Below are 14,241 nucleotides of genomic sequence, written 5' to 3' on the forward strand. Positions count from 1 at the left end.
TCACGACGCAGGGGGCAGAGCCCGGGGGGCTGCTCGAGTGAATCCGCAGTCTTTTACCCCGAGCTTGGAGTATCCGCGACATGGACCAACTGCGCCAGTCCCTGCTCGACGCGCCCATCATCGAGAAAGGCGACTACCAGTACTTCGTCCACCCGATCAGCGACGGCGTGCCGATGCTGGAGCCGGAGCTGCTCCGCGAAATCGTCATCCGAATCATTCGGAAGGCCGAACTGGAGGAGGTGGACAAGATCGTGACGCCCGCGGCGATGGGCATCCACATCTCGACGGCGCTGTCGCTGATGACGGACATCCCGCTGGTCGTCATCCGGAAGCGCGAGTACGGACTGGACGGCGAGGTGTCGCTGTCCCAGGAGACCGGCTATTCGGAGTCCGAGATGTACATCAACGACGTCTTCGAGGGCGACAAGGTGCTGGTGCTCGACGACGTGCTGTCGACCGGCGGGACGATGAAGGCGATTCTCGACGCACTCACCCACATTGGCGCCGACCCCGTCGACGTCGTCGCGGTCATCAAGAAGGCGGGGCCGAACCAGCTCGACGACACGGACTACGACGTGAAGACGCTCATCAACGTCACCGTCGAGGACGGCGAGGTCGTCATCGTCGACGAGCACGGCGACGGATAGCCCGGTTCGAGTCGGCTCGAATCGGCGCGGTCGCGGGACGCTTTTGGTTCCGGGCCGCCGACCCCACGTATGGTTTCGACGCGACTCCTCAGTCTCCTCAGCACGGTCTGTCTCGTCGTCGGCGCGCTCCTCGTCGGAGAGGCGCTGCACATCTCGCTGGTGACCGGCGAGGTCGCGGTGACGTCGGCGCCGGCCGTCATCCAGTTCGTCGGCGGCGCGGCGCTGGTGCTGGTCGGCTACCGGGCACGGCGTCCCGTCGCGGAGCGGCGCGGCCTGCTCAGCGACCAGGCGGACGACGACGCGCAGTCCGGACAGGCGGCCGCGTCGTCGACGGCGAAGCCGTCCGCCACCGACGCGGCCGGCGCGTCCGAGTCGGCGGCCGCGGCGGACGAGTCGTCGTTCGACCCGCAGATGAGCCCGCTGGGCGACGCTGCGCCGGGCGACGCCGAACGCGACCGCGACCGCGACGCTGACGGCGACGCTGACGGCGTCGACCGCGAGGGGCGAGACGACACAGAACACCGAGAGACCTGACCGGACCTGACCGGACCGGAGTGGACCGGGCTGGGCCGGAGTAGACCGAAGTGGACCGGACCTGTGGGCGGCGTCGGTCGGCCGTGGTGTACTGTCGCGTGAGAGGGAGTAACGAGAGATATAAGGCAGCGGAAGCCGGTGTGTCGGACACCCATGTCGGTGCAACAGCGCGTGCCTGATTCACTGGTCGGCCCGCTCGGGGTTCTCTCGCTCGGCGTCGGCGTCATCGGGCTCGTCGTCGGCTACATCTTCGTTCTCGTCGGAATCACGCTCTACTTCGACATGAACGGACTGACGGGGGTCTCGAACACCGAAGCGCTCACCGTGACGGCGTCCGGTATCGCCGCAATCGTCGTCGGCTACCTCGGCGGCCGCGGCTTCATGTCGTTCGCATACTGACCATGGCGGTCGACATTCGGAACCACGACGAAGTGCCGCCGCTGGAGGAACTGGAGGAGTTCACGCTCGTCCCGGTGAGCCGAGACGAAATCGAGTCCCGGTTCGACGACGGCGAACAACTCGAAGAGTGGAACGTCGCGGAGGAGCGCAACGACGTGTACGTGGAGCTGGTGCCGGACCCGACGGACACGCCGGGCGCGGACGACGACATCGGCACCGTCCTGTACCGGCTCGTCCAGCTGTTCGGGACGCCGCAGGTCCCCGGCTTCGACGCCGGCAGCGACGTCAGCGACCGCGAGGACACGACGTTCAAGTACCTGTTCCGGCTCGTCTCCACCGGCGACGACGACGGCGAACTCCCCGGGGAGTGGCTCGTCACGGTCCACGACTGGCACACCGAACTCGGCGTCTCGCTCGCCGCCTGGAGCGGCGACGACGCCGACCCGGCCGCGTACGACGACGCCGTCGGCATCGTCTCGCTCGGCCTCGTGACGAACATCGTCACGGAGCCGGTGCAGTGCGAGTACAAGGACAAGTGGTTCTGACCGCCGCCCGCTGAATCACGCCGACCGCCGCGATACGATACGTGGCGATACACGGCGACAGACGGGAATTTGCCGCCGTTCGTCTTTACCAGTTCTTCGGTGAGCCGTGCGTCAGCTGCCCGGGACGCGAGCCGTCACCGGCCGGTCGTTACGTGCATCACGGCGAAGGCGGCGAGCAGCGCGGCGACCAACAGGCCGGCGAACACCGGCACGACGGTCGGCTCCGGGTACAAGCCGGCCCAGTAGCCGGCGTACGCGCCGGTGACGAGCGTCGGCACCGAGAGCACGAAGAACAGCGACGAGAGGTACGACGCCAGCGTGGGGTCGTCGCCGTCGTTGGCGTACGTCCCGCGCTCGCGGACCGACTTCTCGCCCGTCGGAATCTCCTTCGGCATCGACCCGACGTTGCCCGCGGCCCGGGAAAGAACTGTCGTCGCCGACGCGGCCGCGGCAGCGACGGGGCGGCTACGCGTACATGCCGTCGTAGACGACGCCGACGAGGTAGCCGCCGGCCTGCAGCGGGAACTGTCCGAACAGCGCGAACGTGAGCGCGTTCCCGATCGCCGGCAGCATCACGAGGCCGCCGAGCGTCGGAATGTCCAGGAGGAAGTACGGCGCAGTGTTCACCGCGACCGCGACCGCGGCGCCGACCACCGAGGCGAGACAGAGCGCAGCGATGCTGGCGCGGAGCTCCTCGCACAGCAGTTTCACGAGCAGCCCCGAAGCGACGGCGACGCCGGCCATCAGCGTCGACGACGCCCACGTCGGCGCGAACCCCTGAAGCCTGAACACGTACATCGACAGCGCGCCGACGACGCCGGCGACGACGCCGACGAACGCGACCGCGACGGCCCGTTCGAGCGTCCCGCCGTAGGAGGCCGCCGCCGGCCGCCGAACCGCTCGGCGAAGCCGGTCAGACGTCGACATCGAACTCCCTCCCGGCCAGTTGCAGCCGAAGCGACCCGGAGACGTCCGCTCGGCCCGAACGGACCGCCTGACGCGCCCGGTCGACGCCGCTGTTCGGGACGTCCATGACCACCGTCACGGTCCCGGTGTCGCCGGCCGGAACCGTCGTTCGCGGCACCGACGCCGACCGCGGCACCGTCAACGCCGCGTCGTCGCCGTGCGGTGCCGGGCCGTCGTAGGCGACGAGCGATGCGCCGACGACCGTGACCCGGCGCCGCGTCGGATTGTCGACGGCGAACGTGACGGTCATCGTCGGGGTCTCGCCGCCGTCGACGGCGTACTGCTCGGCCGAAACGGAGACGGTGTCCCTGTTCTGCCAGGTGAGCGCCGACCCGAACGTCGGGGCGAACGCGGCGACCGTGAGGAGAGCGAGCGCGGCCAGCGCGGCCAGCAGGGCGGTCTGTGAGCGCGGGGACCGTACCATCCAGGTCAGTCCTCCGTCGGCGCCGCCGTGACACCGCCGTCGGTGCCGTCGCCGATGGAGTCGTCGCCGGCGTCGTAGAGGTGGCAGGCGACGCTGCGCGTGCCGACGGGCCGCGGCTCCGGATGCTCCGTCTCGCAGACCGTCGTGACGGTTCCGTCGAGCGCGTCGAGGGCGGCGTCGCGGTCGCCGTCGAGCAGGGACTCCGCGGCGTCGAACAGCGCGTCGCGGCCGTCCTGCGGCAGGTCGACGTCGGCGAGGTCGACGCGGTGCCCGCCGGTTTCGACCTCGGTCTCGCTGAGGTACTCATCGGGGACGTCGAGCGTCAGCCCCTGCTCGACGAGGTCCTGCGCCGGATTCGGCGCGTCTGCGTCGGCGGCGGAGGCGTCGAGGTCACCGCGCCGGGTTTTCAGCTTAAACTGGTACGCGCGCCGGAACGCCTCCTGGCTCCCCCGCCAGTCGTCCGGCGGGATGATGTGCGCGCACCGCGGATGGTACCGACAGCCGGACGGCGGATTCCGCGGCGACGGCACCTCGCCGGTCGCGTTCGCACGCCGGCGGTTCTCGCCGAGTTCGACGTCCGGCACCGCGTCGAACAGCGCCTCCGTGTACGGGTGCTGCGGGTCGTCGATGACGTCGTCCGTCGGGCCGCGCTCGATCATGTTGCCGAGGTACATGATGCCGGCGCGGTCGCACATGTACCGGATGAGTGAGAGGTCGTGGCTGATGAACAGGTACGTGAGGTCGTACTCGTCTTGGAGCTCCTTCATCAGGTTCAGGACGCCCGCCCGGATGGAGACGTCGAGCATCGACACCGGCTCGTCGGCGACGACGAAGTCCGGGTCGACGATGAGCGCCCGGGCGATGGCGACCCGCTGCCGCTCGCCGCCGGAGAGCTCGTCCGGGAACGCGTCGAGGTACACCTCCGCCGGGGCGAGCCCGACGTCGTTGAGCACGGTCCGGACGCGCTCGCGGCGCTCCTCGTAGTCCTGGACCATGTCGTTGATTTTCAGCGGCTCCGCGATAGTGTCGAACACCGTCATCCGCGGGTTCAGCGACTCGAACGGGTCCTGGAAGATCATCTGGACCCGCTGGCGGAAGTCGCGTTCCTCCTGTTTCGTCAGCTCCGTGATGTCCGTGCCGTCGAACCGAATCGTCCCCTCGGTCGGCTCGTACAGCTTCACGAGCAGCTTGCCGAGCGTCGTCTTCCCGCAGCCCGACTCGCCCGCGATGCCGACGATGTCGCCTTTGTTGATGGTGAACGACACGTCGTCGACGGCGCGGACCGGCTGCGGCTCGCGGCCCAGGATGGTGTCGACGACCCCCTGTGAGGTGCCGAACAGCTTCCTGACGCCCTCGACTTCGACTAGTGGCTCTCGATCGTCTGTTCCGTCCATGTTTCCTCCTGGATTGCTTGGCTGCGAAGCTGTTCGAGGTCACCGAGCCGGTAGCACGCCGACCGGTGGCTGCGTTCGTTCGCCGCCTCGGAGAGCCGCCCCGTCTCGGCGGCTTCCTCGACGCTGTACATCGGCGGGTGGCTGGTGTGACACTCCTCAACCGTGAACGGGCACCGTTCGCGGAACCGGCACCCCTCATCGGGGTCTCGGAGCGTCGGCGGCGTCCCCGGAATCGACACGAGGTCCTGGTCGGACTCCGTGATGGTTGGGAACGAGTTCTTCAGGCCGAGCGTGTACGGGTTCGACGTCGACTCGAAAATCTCGGATTTCGGGCCGGACTCCATCACCTTGCCGCCGTACATGACGGCCATCCGGTCGCAGATTTCGGCCATCACCGAGATGTCGTGGCTGATTGTGATGATGGAGACGCCGAACTCCTCCTGGAGGTTTTCGAGCTCCTCCAGGATGCGGTCCTGGATGATGACGTCCAGCGCCGTCGTCGGCTCGTCCGCGATGAGCATGTCCGGGCTGCACGCCATCGCCATCGCGATGACGGCGCGCTGTTTCATGCCGCCGGAGAACTGGTGGGCGTAGTCGTCGGCGCGGTCCGGTTCGATGCCGACCCGTTCGAGCAGGTCGCGTGCGCGGTCGTCGGCCTCCGCTTTGGTCGTCTCCGGCTCGTGCCGGAGAATCGCCTCCGTGATCTGGTCGCCGACCTTGTACACCGGGTTCAGCGCGTTCATCGCCGACTGCGGGATGAGCGCGATGTTCCGCCACCGGATGTCGCGGATCTGTTTGTCGGTGAGCTGTGCGAGGTCGGTCATTCCGTCCTCGCGGATCGGGTAGCTGTCGTCCTCGACGAGTTCGCGGCGCGGCTCGCCGGCGTCGTTCTCCCACTGCGGGAGCGTGCCGTCGAACCAGACGTTGCCGGACTCGATGTAGCCGTTCGAGTCCAGCAGGTGGATGAGGCTCTTCGCGAGCGTCGTCTTCCCGCAGCCGGACTCGCCGACGAGCCCGTACGTTTCGCCGCGCTCGACGGTGAACGAGACGCCGTCGGTGGCGTGCACCGCCGACCCGTCGTCCACCGCGTACCGTACCGAGAGGTCGTTGACTTCGAGTAGCGTCATAGATTATCGTTGAGGGTTGGTGACGTCCTCCATCGAGAAGCCGATGAAGTAGAACGCCGCGGCGAGCAGCATCAGCGCGATACCCGGCGGGATGAGCCACCACCACGCCTCGAACACGTAGCCGGCCGTTTTGATGTTCTGCAACATCAGCCCCCACGAGAACGCCGTGAAGTCGGCGAGCCCGAGGTAGGCCAGCGACGCCTGCGCCAGCACCGCGCCGGCGGCGTCCTGCGCCAGGTAGACGAACGACAGCGGCAGGACGTTCGGCATGATGTGCCGGAAGATGATGCGGGTGTCGCTCGCGCCCGCGACCTTCGCGGACTCGACGTACGACCGCTCTTTCAGCGACAGCGTCTCCCCGCGGACCGTGATGCAGTTGTTCAGCCACGACGTCACGGCGATGCCGATGATGATGTTCGTCGTCGTGATGCCGCGCACCGCGACGAGCACGATGAGGAACGGCAGGAACGGCAGGCCGTACATCACGTCGACGAACCGCTGAATCGTCTCGTCGATCCAGGTGTCGCCGTAGAACCCGGAGATGAGTCCGAGCGGAACGCCGACGAGACTCGACAGGAGGCCGGCGGCGATACCGATGTACATCGCGGTCTGCGCCGAGTACACGATGAGCGTCGCGATGCCGGTGCCGTTCGCGTTCGTGCCGAGCGGCGCGAAGAACGGGTCGCCGAACGCCGGCGGATGCGGCAGCGTCCGAATCTGTTCGGCCGTCAGCCGCGACTTAATCGGCGGCTCCCCGAGGTACGCGACCCACTCCGGCGAGTGTGGCGCGAACAGCGCCGGGAACAGCGACCACAGCGCGTAGATGACGAGGATGACGATGCCGAGGACGCCGATCTTGTGTTCGGTGTAGCGGTCCCAGCCCCGCCGGAACCGCTCGATTCGCGGCTCCCAGCGGCGCTTGATCGATTCGACGGCGGAGTCGTGGTCTGAGGTTTCTGCAGCCATTATTCACCTTCACCGAACTTGATGCGCGGGTCGAGGTACGTGTACACGACGTCCGTGACGAGCCGCATCAGGACGATGAGCACCGCGATCATGAAGAACGCGGCCTGTGCGACCGGGAAGTCGAGGTTCAGTACGGCCGAGACGATGATCTGCCCCATCCCCGGCCAGTTGAACACGTTCTCGACGATGACGGCGCCGTCGATGAGGAACGCCAGCCCGACGATGGCGCCGGTCGCCACCGGGATGAGCGCGTTCCGCGCGGCGTGTTTGATCATGACGGTTCGTTCGGACAGCCCCTTGGCTTCCGCGAGGAACACGTAGCCCTCGTCGGTCACCTGGTTCATCGTGGGGCGCATGATGAGCATGGCGCCGACCCAGCCGATGAACGTCAGGCTCATTATCGGGAGCGCGATGTGGTACAGGACGTCCCGCATCACGGTGAAGGCGGTCCACTCGAACTTCGGGAACTGCGTGAACATGTAGGCGCTCGGCAGCAGGTCGAAGTGGTAGTTGAACACCCAGATGAACATCCAGGAGATCCAGAAGCTCGGCATCGAGTACACCAGCAGCGAGCTGCTGAAGATGCTCTTGTCCCGGGTGGTTCCGCGCCACCAGCCGAGGTACATCCCGATGAGCGGGCCGATGATGTACCCCATGATGAACGTGGAGCCGAACAGGACGAGGGTCCGCGGCATCCGGCGGATGATGAGCTGCCAGACCGGGACCTTGTAGGTCGGCGACCGGCCGAAGTTCCCGGTCTGGTAGTTCACCATGAAGTTGAGGTACTGCTTCCACAGCGGTTCGTTCAGTCCCCACGTCTCCCGGATGCGCTTCACCTGCGCCGCCGTCATGTCCGGCGTGATCATGCTGGAGATGAACGACCCCGGCATGCTGCGGAGGAGCACGAACAGGAGGCTCATGATGACGAGGAGCGTGAGGTACGAAATGACGATTCGTTTCGCGAGATACCGTCCACTGATTCTGGTCATGCGTTGTCAGACCGCGTGAGGTATGGATACATCGTTGCAGGCCGATATGAATGTGTTGAATCGGTTCGTAAAACCGGGGGTTCGAGCCGGCTGAAGCCGGCTGACCCGGCCTACTGTTTCTTGTGGATCTGCAGGAACTGCGTCCCCAGGTACGTGTCGCCGGGGCCGGCGATGTTACCGAGGAAGCCGGACCACTTCGCGCTGTTGACCGGCCAGTTCATCTTGTCGTAGCTGACGATCATCGACGGGAAGTCGAGGTAGATCCGTTCGATGGCCTGCCTCGCCAGCTTGTTCCGCTTCTTCGCGTCGAGCGACTGCTGCGCCTGCTCGATGAGCTTGTCGGCGGTCGCGTCCTCGAACAGCCCGTACCCCATGGCGTTCGAGCGGAACGAGTCCATGTTCTTCTTCTGCCCCTCGGATTCGGCGACCGAGTGGTCGTCGGCCTGGCTGCTGTGGAACAGGCCGTACATGGAACCGACGCCGAACGGTGAGAGGTTCGTCCAGCTCATCGGGTAGACGTCGAAGTCCTCCTCGTAGTACACACGCGTCGTCATGGTGTTGAACGACATCACTTTGCGCTTGATCGGAATGCCGACCTGCTGCAGCGCGTTGATGTAGTTCTCGACCATCTTCGCGGTCTGCGGCGAGTCCTTCGCCGGGTAGACGAGCAGCTTCATCGGCTCGCCGCGCATCTCCGTGATGGTCTTCCCGTTGACGCGGATCTCCTTGTCGACGTTCTGGTTCTCCTTCAGCACCTGCGACTTCACCGGGCCGAAGCTGTAGTCGTGTTTCGGCTCGCTCTGGGACGCGTTGACGCCGGTGTAGCTGCCGGGGTACTCCTTGCCGGCGTACGTGCCGCCGTCGCCGGTGATCATTTTGCCCTCGGTCAGGAACTTCCGTATCGCGGCGACGTCAGGGACGCCCGGCGCGCTCTGCCGGAAGTGGAACGCCTGCGATGCACCGCCGTCGAGGACGCCGCTTTCGGAGTTGGCGTCCGGCCGGACGGACTTGTATCCCGGCGGAATCGGGAAGTCGCCCTCGTAGACGTAGCCGCGCTGGAGCCGCTGTGTCCAGTAGACGTCGTCGTAGCAGAAGCCGAACACCTGCCGGAACGGCAGGTCGTCGAGCGGCTTCCTGCGGAGGTTGAACGAGTAGTGCGAGTACGACGTCGCGGAGCCTTTGACGAGCGACTTGCCCTGGGCTTCCTTCACGTCGTCGACCTTCGAGGTCCGGATGGTGCTGTACAGCGAGTCGACGGTTCCCTCCATGAACGCCTGCGTCTTCGCGGAGGTGCTGCCGTAGATTTTGAACCGGACCGCGTCGAGGAACGGGCCGCCGGAGATGATTCCCTGGACGTCCTCGCGCCAGCTGAGCGAGCCGAGCTTGTAGTCGCCTTTCCGCTCGGCGAAGCTGACTTCGACCGCCGTGTCCGGCTGGTACTTCGTGACGACGCCCGGGCCGAGGCCGATGGGGCCGCCGTTCTTGCTGGGCTGGTACGTCTTGTAGTCGTCGACGTTCTCCCAGACGTGCTTCGGGAGGATCGGGATGCCGAGCTGCTGGTACGCGAACGTCCCGACCGGCTTGTTCATGTGGATGACCGCGTCCCAGTCGCTGCTGTCTGCGGCCTCCACGGAGTTGATCGGAGCGAGGTAGCTCGCCCAGTTCCCCGGGTTCGCCTCGATCATGTAGTTGTACGACCAGATGACCTGGTCGACGGTGAGCTCCTTCCCGTCGTTCCACGTCAGGCCGTCACGGACGTTGAAGAAGACGTCGACGTTGGTGTCTTCGTTGCTGTCGGCGTCCCCGTCGTCCACCTTCTCGTACTTCCAGTCGGTGAACACGTTGGGGTGCATCTCGAAGTTGACCGGGTCGATGGAAGCCCCTGACTCGTAACAGAGGTTGTACATGATGCTGGAGTACGCCGAGTTCGTCGACAGGGGGTTGAGCCCCTTCGGCGGGGTGCCGAGTCCCAGCGTGAAAATGCCTCCTTCTGGTACGTTACCGCCGGACGCCGCCGTCGGCGTCTGGTCCGCCGTCGTCGTCTGCGGCGGTGACGTCGTGTTCGAGTCGTCGCCACCCTGCGAACACCCGGCGAGGCCGAGTGACACAGCCGCGACGCCGGTCCCCTTGAGGAACCGCCGCCGCCCGGAGTCGGATTGGTTGTCGGACATACGCAACCCCGTTATTCCATGTCACACTTAACGTTGTGGATTCTACCCATGGGGTATCAATACATGTGGGTATGACAGCCCCACCTGACCGACCCGTCGCTGTCCGGCGATTATGATGCCGCCATAGAGAGGAGTTGCCTGCTATTCCCGTCCGAACAGTTCTTTCCTCGATTCTATCGCGAAATAAAGGGCGAGTGTAAGTGCAGCGACCCCCGCCGCCAGATACGTCTCCGCCGGCGGACCCGCGGCCCCCTGCCGTGCCAGCGCCGCGCTCATCAGCGCCCACCCGCCCGCCGTCAGAAAGCCCACGGCGAACGCCCCCAGCCCCGCCGCCTTCCGACCCGTCGCGTGGAGGAAGACGCCGACAGAGAGGACCACGCCGCCGATGAGCGCGAGAACCGTTCGCGTGCCGACTGCCATACCCGTCTTTCTCGGACGTGCCCGATAAATGAACCGGGCTGGCCGCCGCGTCGGGACCGAGCCCAGAATCGTGGTTCCCGAATCGGAGGACGCGAACGCGGGAACTTACCGGCTGGAACCCGAACGGGGAGTCGCCATGACGAACGCGCTGTTCATCGTCAGCGAATCGGGGTACTGGGGCGAAGAGTGTACGGCGCCGCTCACCGCGCTCACCGACGCCGGCGTCGACGTCACCGTCGCGACGCCGACCGGGTCGCCGCCGAGCATCGACGAGCGCTCGGTCGACCCGGAGAACGTCGGCGAAGAGACCGCCGAGCGAGTCCGGGAAATCCACGAGACCGACGACCGGCTCGCCGACCCGGTTCCCGTCGCCGACGTCGACGCGGCGGACTACGACGCCGTCGTGTTCCCCGGCGGGCACGGCACCGAGTGGGACGTCAATCAGGACAGCCACGCACGCGCCGCGCTCCGGACCGCCGTCGACGGCGACGACGGGACCGCGCTCGTGGTGTGCCACGCCGTCGGGATTCTCGCGTACACGCGCGACGCGGACGGCGGCTTCCTCGTCGACGGCCGCGACGTCACCGGGTTCCCGAACGAGTGGGAGGAGGGAATCGTCGACGACCGCGACCGGCTTCCGGACGGCCGGAAGCTCCCGTACTGGGTCGAAGACGAAGTGGTGGCCGCCGGCGCGGACTGGGACGCCGAGCTAGACGCCGACGCCAGCGTCACCGTCGACGGCGACCTGGTCACGGCACGCGGGCCTGAGTCGTCCGGTGCGGCGGCTGACGCGCTGCTCGACGAACTCGGCGTCGACGACGACTGACCGGGCTGTCCGCGGTCCGACGTCCGGTCCGAGTCGGGTGTGTGAGCCGCGGTCCGCTCGCTATTCGATGGTGAACGTCGGCTCCGCGATTCGCTCGCTCCTGCACTCGGGGCAGCGCGACGGGTAGTTCAGCGGGTCGTCGAAGCCGTCGAAGCCGCAGTCTCGACACTCCGGCGGCGCCACCAGGAGCTCCTCCTCGTCGAGCGACTGGGCGACGTGCCGGAGGTGCTGGTACACCTGCGGGCGCGTCGTGTCGAACTCGTCGGCGAGGTCGCTGCCGGCCGCGGCGCGGTCGCGGAGCGCGTCCGCGATTCGTTGCCGGGTCGTCCGCTCGGGCATACCGCCGCTGAGGTGTCGCCGGCGTGAATCGGTTTCGGGTCGCGGCGGCGACGTCCTCGGGACTCCGATACAAAAAGGCCTTATTCACCCCCCGAGGAACTACCGGTCATGAAGGCAGTCGTGCTCGCTGGCGGCTACGCTACGCGGCTCTGGCCGATCACGCGGCACCGACCCAAGATGTTTCTCCCGGTCGGCGACGGCACCGTCATCGACGACGTGTTCGAGGACCTCGAAGCCGACGACCGAATCGACGAGGTGTTCGTCTCGACGAACGAGCGGTTCGCGCCGGAGTTCGAGACGTACCTCGCCGACTCCGACTTCGAGAAGCCGACGGTGTCCGTCGAGGACACCAGCGAGGAGTCCGAGAAGTTCGGCGTGGTCGGCGCGCTCGCACAGCTCATCGACCGCGAGGGCGTCGACGACGACCTGGTCGTGGTCGCCGGCGACAACCTCATCTCGTTCGACGTCGCCGACTTCGTCGACTTCTTCGAGACGAAATCGGCGCCGGCGCTCGCCGCCTACGACGTCGGCTCGAAGGAGCTCGCGAAGAGCTACGGCCTCGTCCAACTCGACGGCGACCGCGTCGTCGACTTCCAGGAGAAGCCCGAGAACCCGAACTCGACGCTCGTCTCCATCGCCTGCTACGCGTTCCCGGCGGAGACGCTGCCGCTGTTCGAGACGTACCTCTCGGACGGCAACAACCCCGACGAGCCGGGCTGGTTCATGCAGTGGCTCCAGGAGAACGACGAGGTGTACGCGTTCACGTTCGACGGCGCCTGGTTCGACATCGGGACGCCGGAGTCGTACCTCGACGCGGTCGCGTGGAGCCTCGACGGCGACACCCTGGTCGACCCGGACGCGACCGTGAAGAACACCGTGCTCGGCGAGAACGTCCACGTCATGGAAGGCGCTGAGGTCGTCGACTCGGCGCTCACCGAGTGCGTCGTGTTCCCGAACGCGACCATCCGGAACGCGGACGTCCGCCACAGCATCATCGACGAGGAGACCACCGTCGAGGGGCTCGACCTGTCGGGGGCGCTCATCGGCGCGCACTCGCAGTTGACGAACGGCGACTGAGCCTCGGCCGCGCCTTCGCCGGACGAGCCGCTCCGGTCACTCGTCGAGGACGAGCCGCTCGATTTCGCCGTTGCCGCCGACGTGAGCCGCCAGCCACCGGGTCACCGCGTCGAACACCGACACGACGGGCGACAGGCCGCGTTCGACGTACCGAATCGGGTCGGTCGCGGTCAGCGCCCACGTCTCCTTGTTGCCGAGCCCGTACGCCTTCGGCACGATTTCGCCGAACACCAGCACGATTGCGCTGACGACCACCGTCGCGACGGCGACGGCGAGACCGTTCGGCAGCGACGACACCAGAAGCGCCGTGACGATGCTCGAGACGGCGGCGTTCACGACGTTGTTGCCGACGAGGATGGTGACGAGGAGCCGGTGCGGGTCGCTCCGGAGCAGTTCGAGCCGTTCGGCGCGCCCGTCGCCCGACGCCGCGCGGTCGCGAATCCACTCCGGCGTCAGCGAGAACATCGCGATTTCCGCCGAGGAGAAGAACGCGCTGCACGCCGGCAGTAGCACGGTCGCAGTGACACCCGCGGCGACCACGATGAGTTCCGGCATACTCGGTGCTCGGGTGGTACGTACAAACCGGTTTGGTCGGCGCTTTTGGTCGCCGCTAGTCGAGGCGTGCGTCGGTGACGCGAATCCGGCCGCGGTTCCCGCTCCACTCGGTGTCGTACTCCAGTTCGATGCCGCGGTCCATGTGCGGGCCGTTCGTCACGAACGTCTCGAACTCGCCGCCCTCGCCGAGCACGTGGACGCCGTACTCGTCGTGGAGGTCGGCGAGGTCCGCGAGCGCGTCGCGGTCGAGGCTGCGGCCGAGCCAGGACTCGTCGAGGCCGGCGGCGGCGACCTGCAGAATCGTCACCTCGAAGCCGGCGTCCAGCATCTCCTCGGCGAGCGTCATCGGGTCGCGCTGCCACAGCGGCGCGAACAGGTCGATTCCGAGCCGGTCGCACATCGCCTCGATTCGGGACGTCTGGTACTCGCTTTCGACCGCGCCGGCCGTGACGCCGGCGACCGAAAGGTCCGCGTCGAGGTCGCGGAGCGCCGCCTCCATCGGTTCGAGTTCCGCGTCGCCCTGCGCCGCGGAGTCGACGGCGTCGGCGGCACGGAAGTCGTCCGGTTCGACCTCGACGAGCGGGATGCCGATGCTCTCCGCGGCGAGCCCGGCGAGTTCGGTCTCCGGGACGTGGTACATGTACGAGTCGCCGGTGGTGTGAACGGTCAGCAGCCGCTCCACCGGGAGGCCGGATTCGAGCGCGCGGTACAGCGCCCACGAGGAGTCCTTGCCGCCGGAGAACAGGCTCACCCACGCGCCGCCGCGGGTCGCGTCGTCGGTCATACCGACTGTAGGCGGCGGCGCCGATTTACCGGTGACGGTCACGGGCGCCTCCGGACCGGGTCGACGTGGCGGAATCGG

18 protein-coding genes are annotated in these 14,241 nt (G+C 67.1%); 6 read left to right on the forward strand and 12 right to left on the reverse strand.

Annotated elements, in window-relative coordinates; genetic code table 11:
- Positions 1 to 80 precede the first annotated feature (80 nt).
- From hpt to ACQUS7_RS01655, 4 genes are all read left to right on the forward strand, one after another.
- Positions 81 to 647, forward strand: a complete 567-nt coding sequence (gene hpt, locus ACQUS7_RS01640; protein WP_435128473.1) for a hypoxanthine/guanine phosphoribosyltransferase — start codon at positions 81 to 83, stop codon at positions 645 to 647.
- 69 nt (positions 648 to 716) lie between these two features.
- Entirely contained in the window at positions 717 to 1,181 is a 465-nt protein-coding gene (locus ACQUS7_RS01645; protein ID WP_435143993.1) for a hypothetical protein, read from the forward strand.
- Between the two features lie 153 nt (positions 1,182 to 1,334).
- A complete protein-coding gene (locus tag ACQUS7_RS01650) occupies positions 1,335 to 1,580 on the forward strand; it encodes a hypothetical protein (protein WP_435128468.1) in 246 nt (81 codons plus the stop codon).
- 2 nt (positions 1,581 to 1,582) lie between these two features.
- Positions 1,583 to 2,125: a hypothetical protein gene (locus tag ACQUS7_RS01655; protein WP_435143995.1), complete on the forward strand. Its 543-nt coding sequence runs from the start codon at positions 1,583 to 1,585 to the stop codon at positions 2,123 to 2,125.
- Positions 2,126 to 2,259: 134 nt separating this feature from the next.
- On the opposite strand, the gene ACQUS7_RS01660 is transcribed toward ACQUS7_RS01655, so the two are convergent.
- The 9 genes from ACQUS7_RS01660 to ACQUS7_RS01700 all read right to left on the reverse strand — a co-directional run bounded on the left by ACQUS7_RS01660 (position 2,260) and on the right by ACQUS7_RS01700 (position 10,582).
- Positions 2,260 to 2,520, reverse strand: coding sequence for a hypothetical protein (locus tag ACQUS7_RS01660; RefSeq protein WP_435128462.1), 261 nt, complete (start codon positions 2,518 to 2,520; stop codon positions 2,260 to 2,262).
- Between the two features lie 70 nt (positions 2,521 to 2,590).
- Positions 2,591 to 3,052, reverse strand: a complete 462-nt coding sequence (locus ACQUS7_RS01665; protein ID WP_435128459.1) for a hypothetical protein — start codon at positions 3,050 to 3,052, stop codon at positions 2,591 to 2,593.
- Complete coding sequence (locus tag ACQUS7_RS01670; protein WP_435143998.1) at positions 3,039 to 3,515, reverse strand: hypothetical protein; 477 nt, start codon at positions 3,513 to 3,515, stop codon at positions 3,039 to 3,041. The genes ACQUS7_RS01665 and ACQUS7_RS01670 overlap by 14 nt, the downstream gene beginning before the upstream one ends.
- Positions 3,516 to 3,520: 5 nt before the next feature.
- On the reverse strand, positions 3,521 to 4,909 hold the full coding sequence (locus tag ACQUS7_RS01675) for an ABC transporter ATP-binding protein (protein WP_435128453.1): 1,389 nt from the start codon (positions 4,907 to 4,909) through the stop codon (positions 3,521 to 3,523).
- Positions 4,879 to 6,036 (reverse strand): ABC transporter ATP-binding protein, encoded by a 1,158-nt coding sequence (locus tag ACQUS7_RS01680; RefSeq protein WP_435128450.1) that lies wholly within the window; start codon positions 6,034 to 6,036, stop codon positions 4,879 to 4,881. The genes ACQUS7_RS01675 and ACQUS7_RS01680 overlap by 31 nt, the downstream gene beginning before the upstream one ends.
- Before the next feature lie 3 nt (positions 6,037 to 6,039).
- On the reverse strand, positions 6,040 to 7,002 hold the full coding sequence (locus ACQUS7_RS01685) for an ABC transporter permease (protein WP_435128447.1): 963 nt from the start codon (positions 7,000 to 7,002) through the stop codon (positions 6,040 to 6,042).
- The gene (locus ACQUS7_RS01690) at positions 7,002 to 7,991 is read right to left on the reverse strand and encodes an ABC transporter permease (protein WP_435128444.1); all 990 of its coding nucleotides are present in this window, start codon (positions 7,989 to 7,991) and stop codon (positions 7,002 to 7,004) included. Before ACQUS7_RS01690 ends, ACQUS7_RS01685 begins: the two co-directional genes overlap by 1 nt.
- 110 nt (positions 7,992 to 8,101) lie before the next feature.
- Positions 8,102 to 10,162, reverse strand: coding sequence for an ABC transporter substrate-binding protein (locus tag ACQUS7_RS01695; protein WP_435128441.1), 2,061 nt, complete (start codon positions 10,160 to 10,162; stop codon positions 8,102 to 8,104).
- A 141-nt stretch (positions 10,163 to 10,303) separates the two neighbouring features.
- Positions 10,304 to 10,582 carry a hypothetical protein gene (locus ACQUS7_RS01700; RefSeq protein WP_435128438.1) on the reverse strand — a complete coding sequence of 93 codons (279 nt, stop codon included), beginning with the start codon at positions 10,580 to 10,582 and terminating at the stop codon, positions 10,304 to 10,306.
- A 136-nt stretch (positions 10,583 to 10,718) separates the two neighbouring features.
- Here ACQUS7_RS01700 and ACQUS7_RS01705 point away from each other — a divergent pair, with 136 nt between their 5' ends.
- Entirely contained in the window at positions 10,719 to 11,408 is a 690-nt protein-coding gene (locus ACQUS7_RS01705; RefSeq protein WP_435145211.1) for a DJ-1/PfpI family protein, read from the forward strand.
- 60 nt (positions 11,409 to 11,468) lie between these two features.
- On the opposite strand, the gene ACQUS7_RS01710 is transcribed toward ACQUS7_RS01705, so the two are convergent.
- Positions 11,469 to 11,747 (reverse strand): transcriptional regulator, encoded by a 279-nt coding sequence (locus tag ACQUS7_RS01710; protein WP_435144004.1) that lies wholly within the window; start codon positions 11,745 to 11,747, stop codon positions 11,469 to 11,471.
- Positions 11,748 to 11,855: 108 nt separating this feature from the next.
- On the opposite strand from ACQUS7_RS01710, the gene ACQUS7_RS01715 reads away from it, so the two are divergent.
- On the forward strand, positions 11,856 to 12,824 hold the full coding sequence (locus ACQUS7_RS01715) for a sugar phosphate nucleotidyltransferase (protein WP_435144007.1): 969 nt from the start codon (positions 11,856 to 11,858) through the stop codon (positions 12,822 to 12,824).
- Between the two features lie 36 nt (positions 12,825 to 12,860).
- On the opposite strand, the gene ACQUS7_RS01720 is transcribed toward ACQUS7_RS01715, so the two are convergent.
- Positions 12,861 to 13,379 carry a DUF21 domain-containing protein gene (locus ACQUS7_RS01720; protein WP_435128430.1) on the reverse strand — a complete coding sequence of 173 codons (519 nt, stop codon included), beginning with the start codon at positions 13,377 to 13,379 and terminating at the stop codon, positions 12,861 to 12,863.
- A 55-nt stretch (positions 13,380 to 13,434) separates the two neighbouring features.
- Positions 13,435 to 14,163 (reverse strand): diphthine--ammonia ligase, encoded by a 729-nt coding sequence (locus tag ACQUS7_RS01725; RefSeq protein WP_435144010.1) that lies wholly within the window; start codon positions 14,161 to 14,163, stop codon positions 13,435 to 13,437.
- Positions 14,164 to 14,241: the final 78 nt, after the last annotated feature.

The sequence above is a fragment of the Halobaculum sp. P14 genome (assembly GCF_051195155.1).
Taxonomy (GTDB): domain Archaea; phylum Halobacteriota; class Halobacteria; order Halobacteriales; family Haloferacaceae; genus JBNTKA01.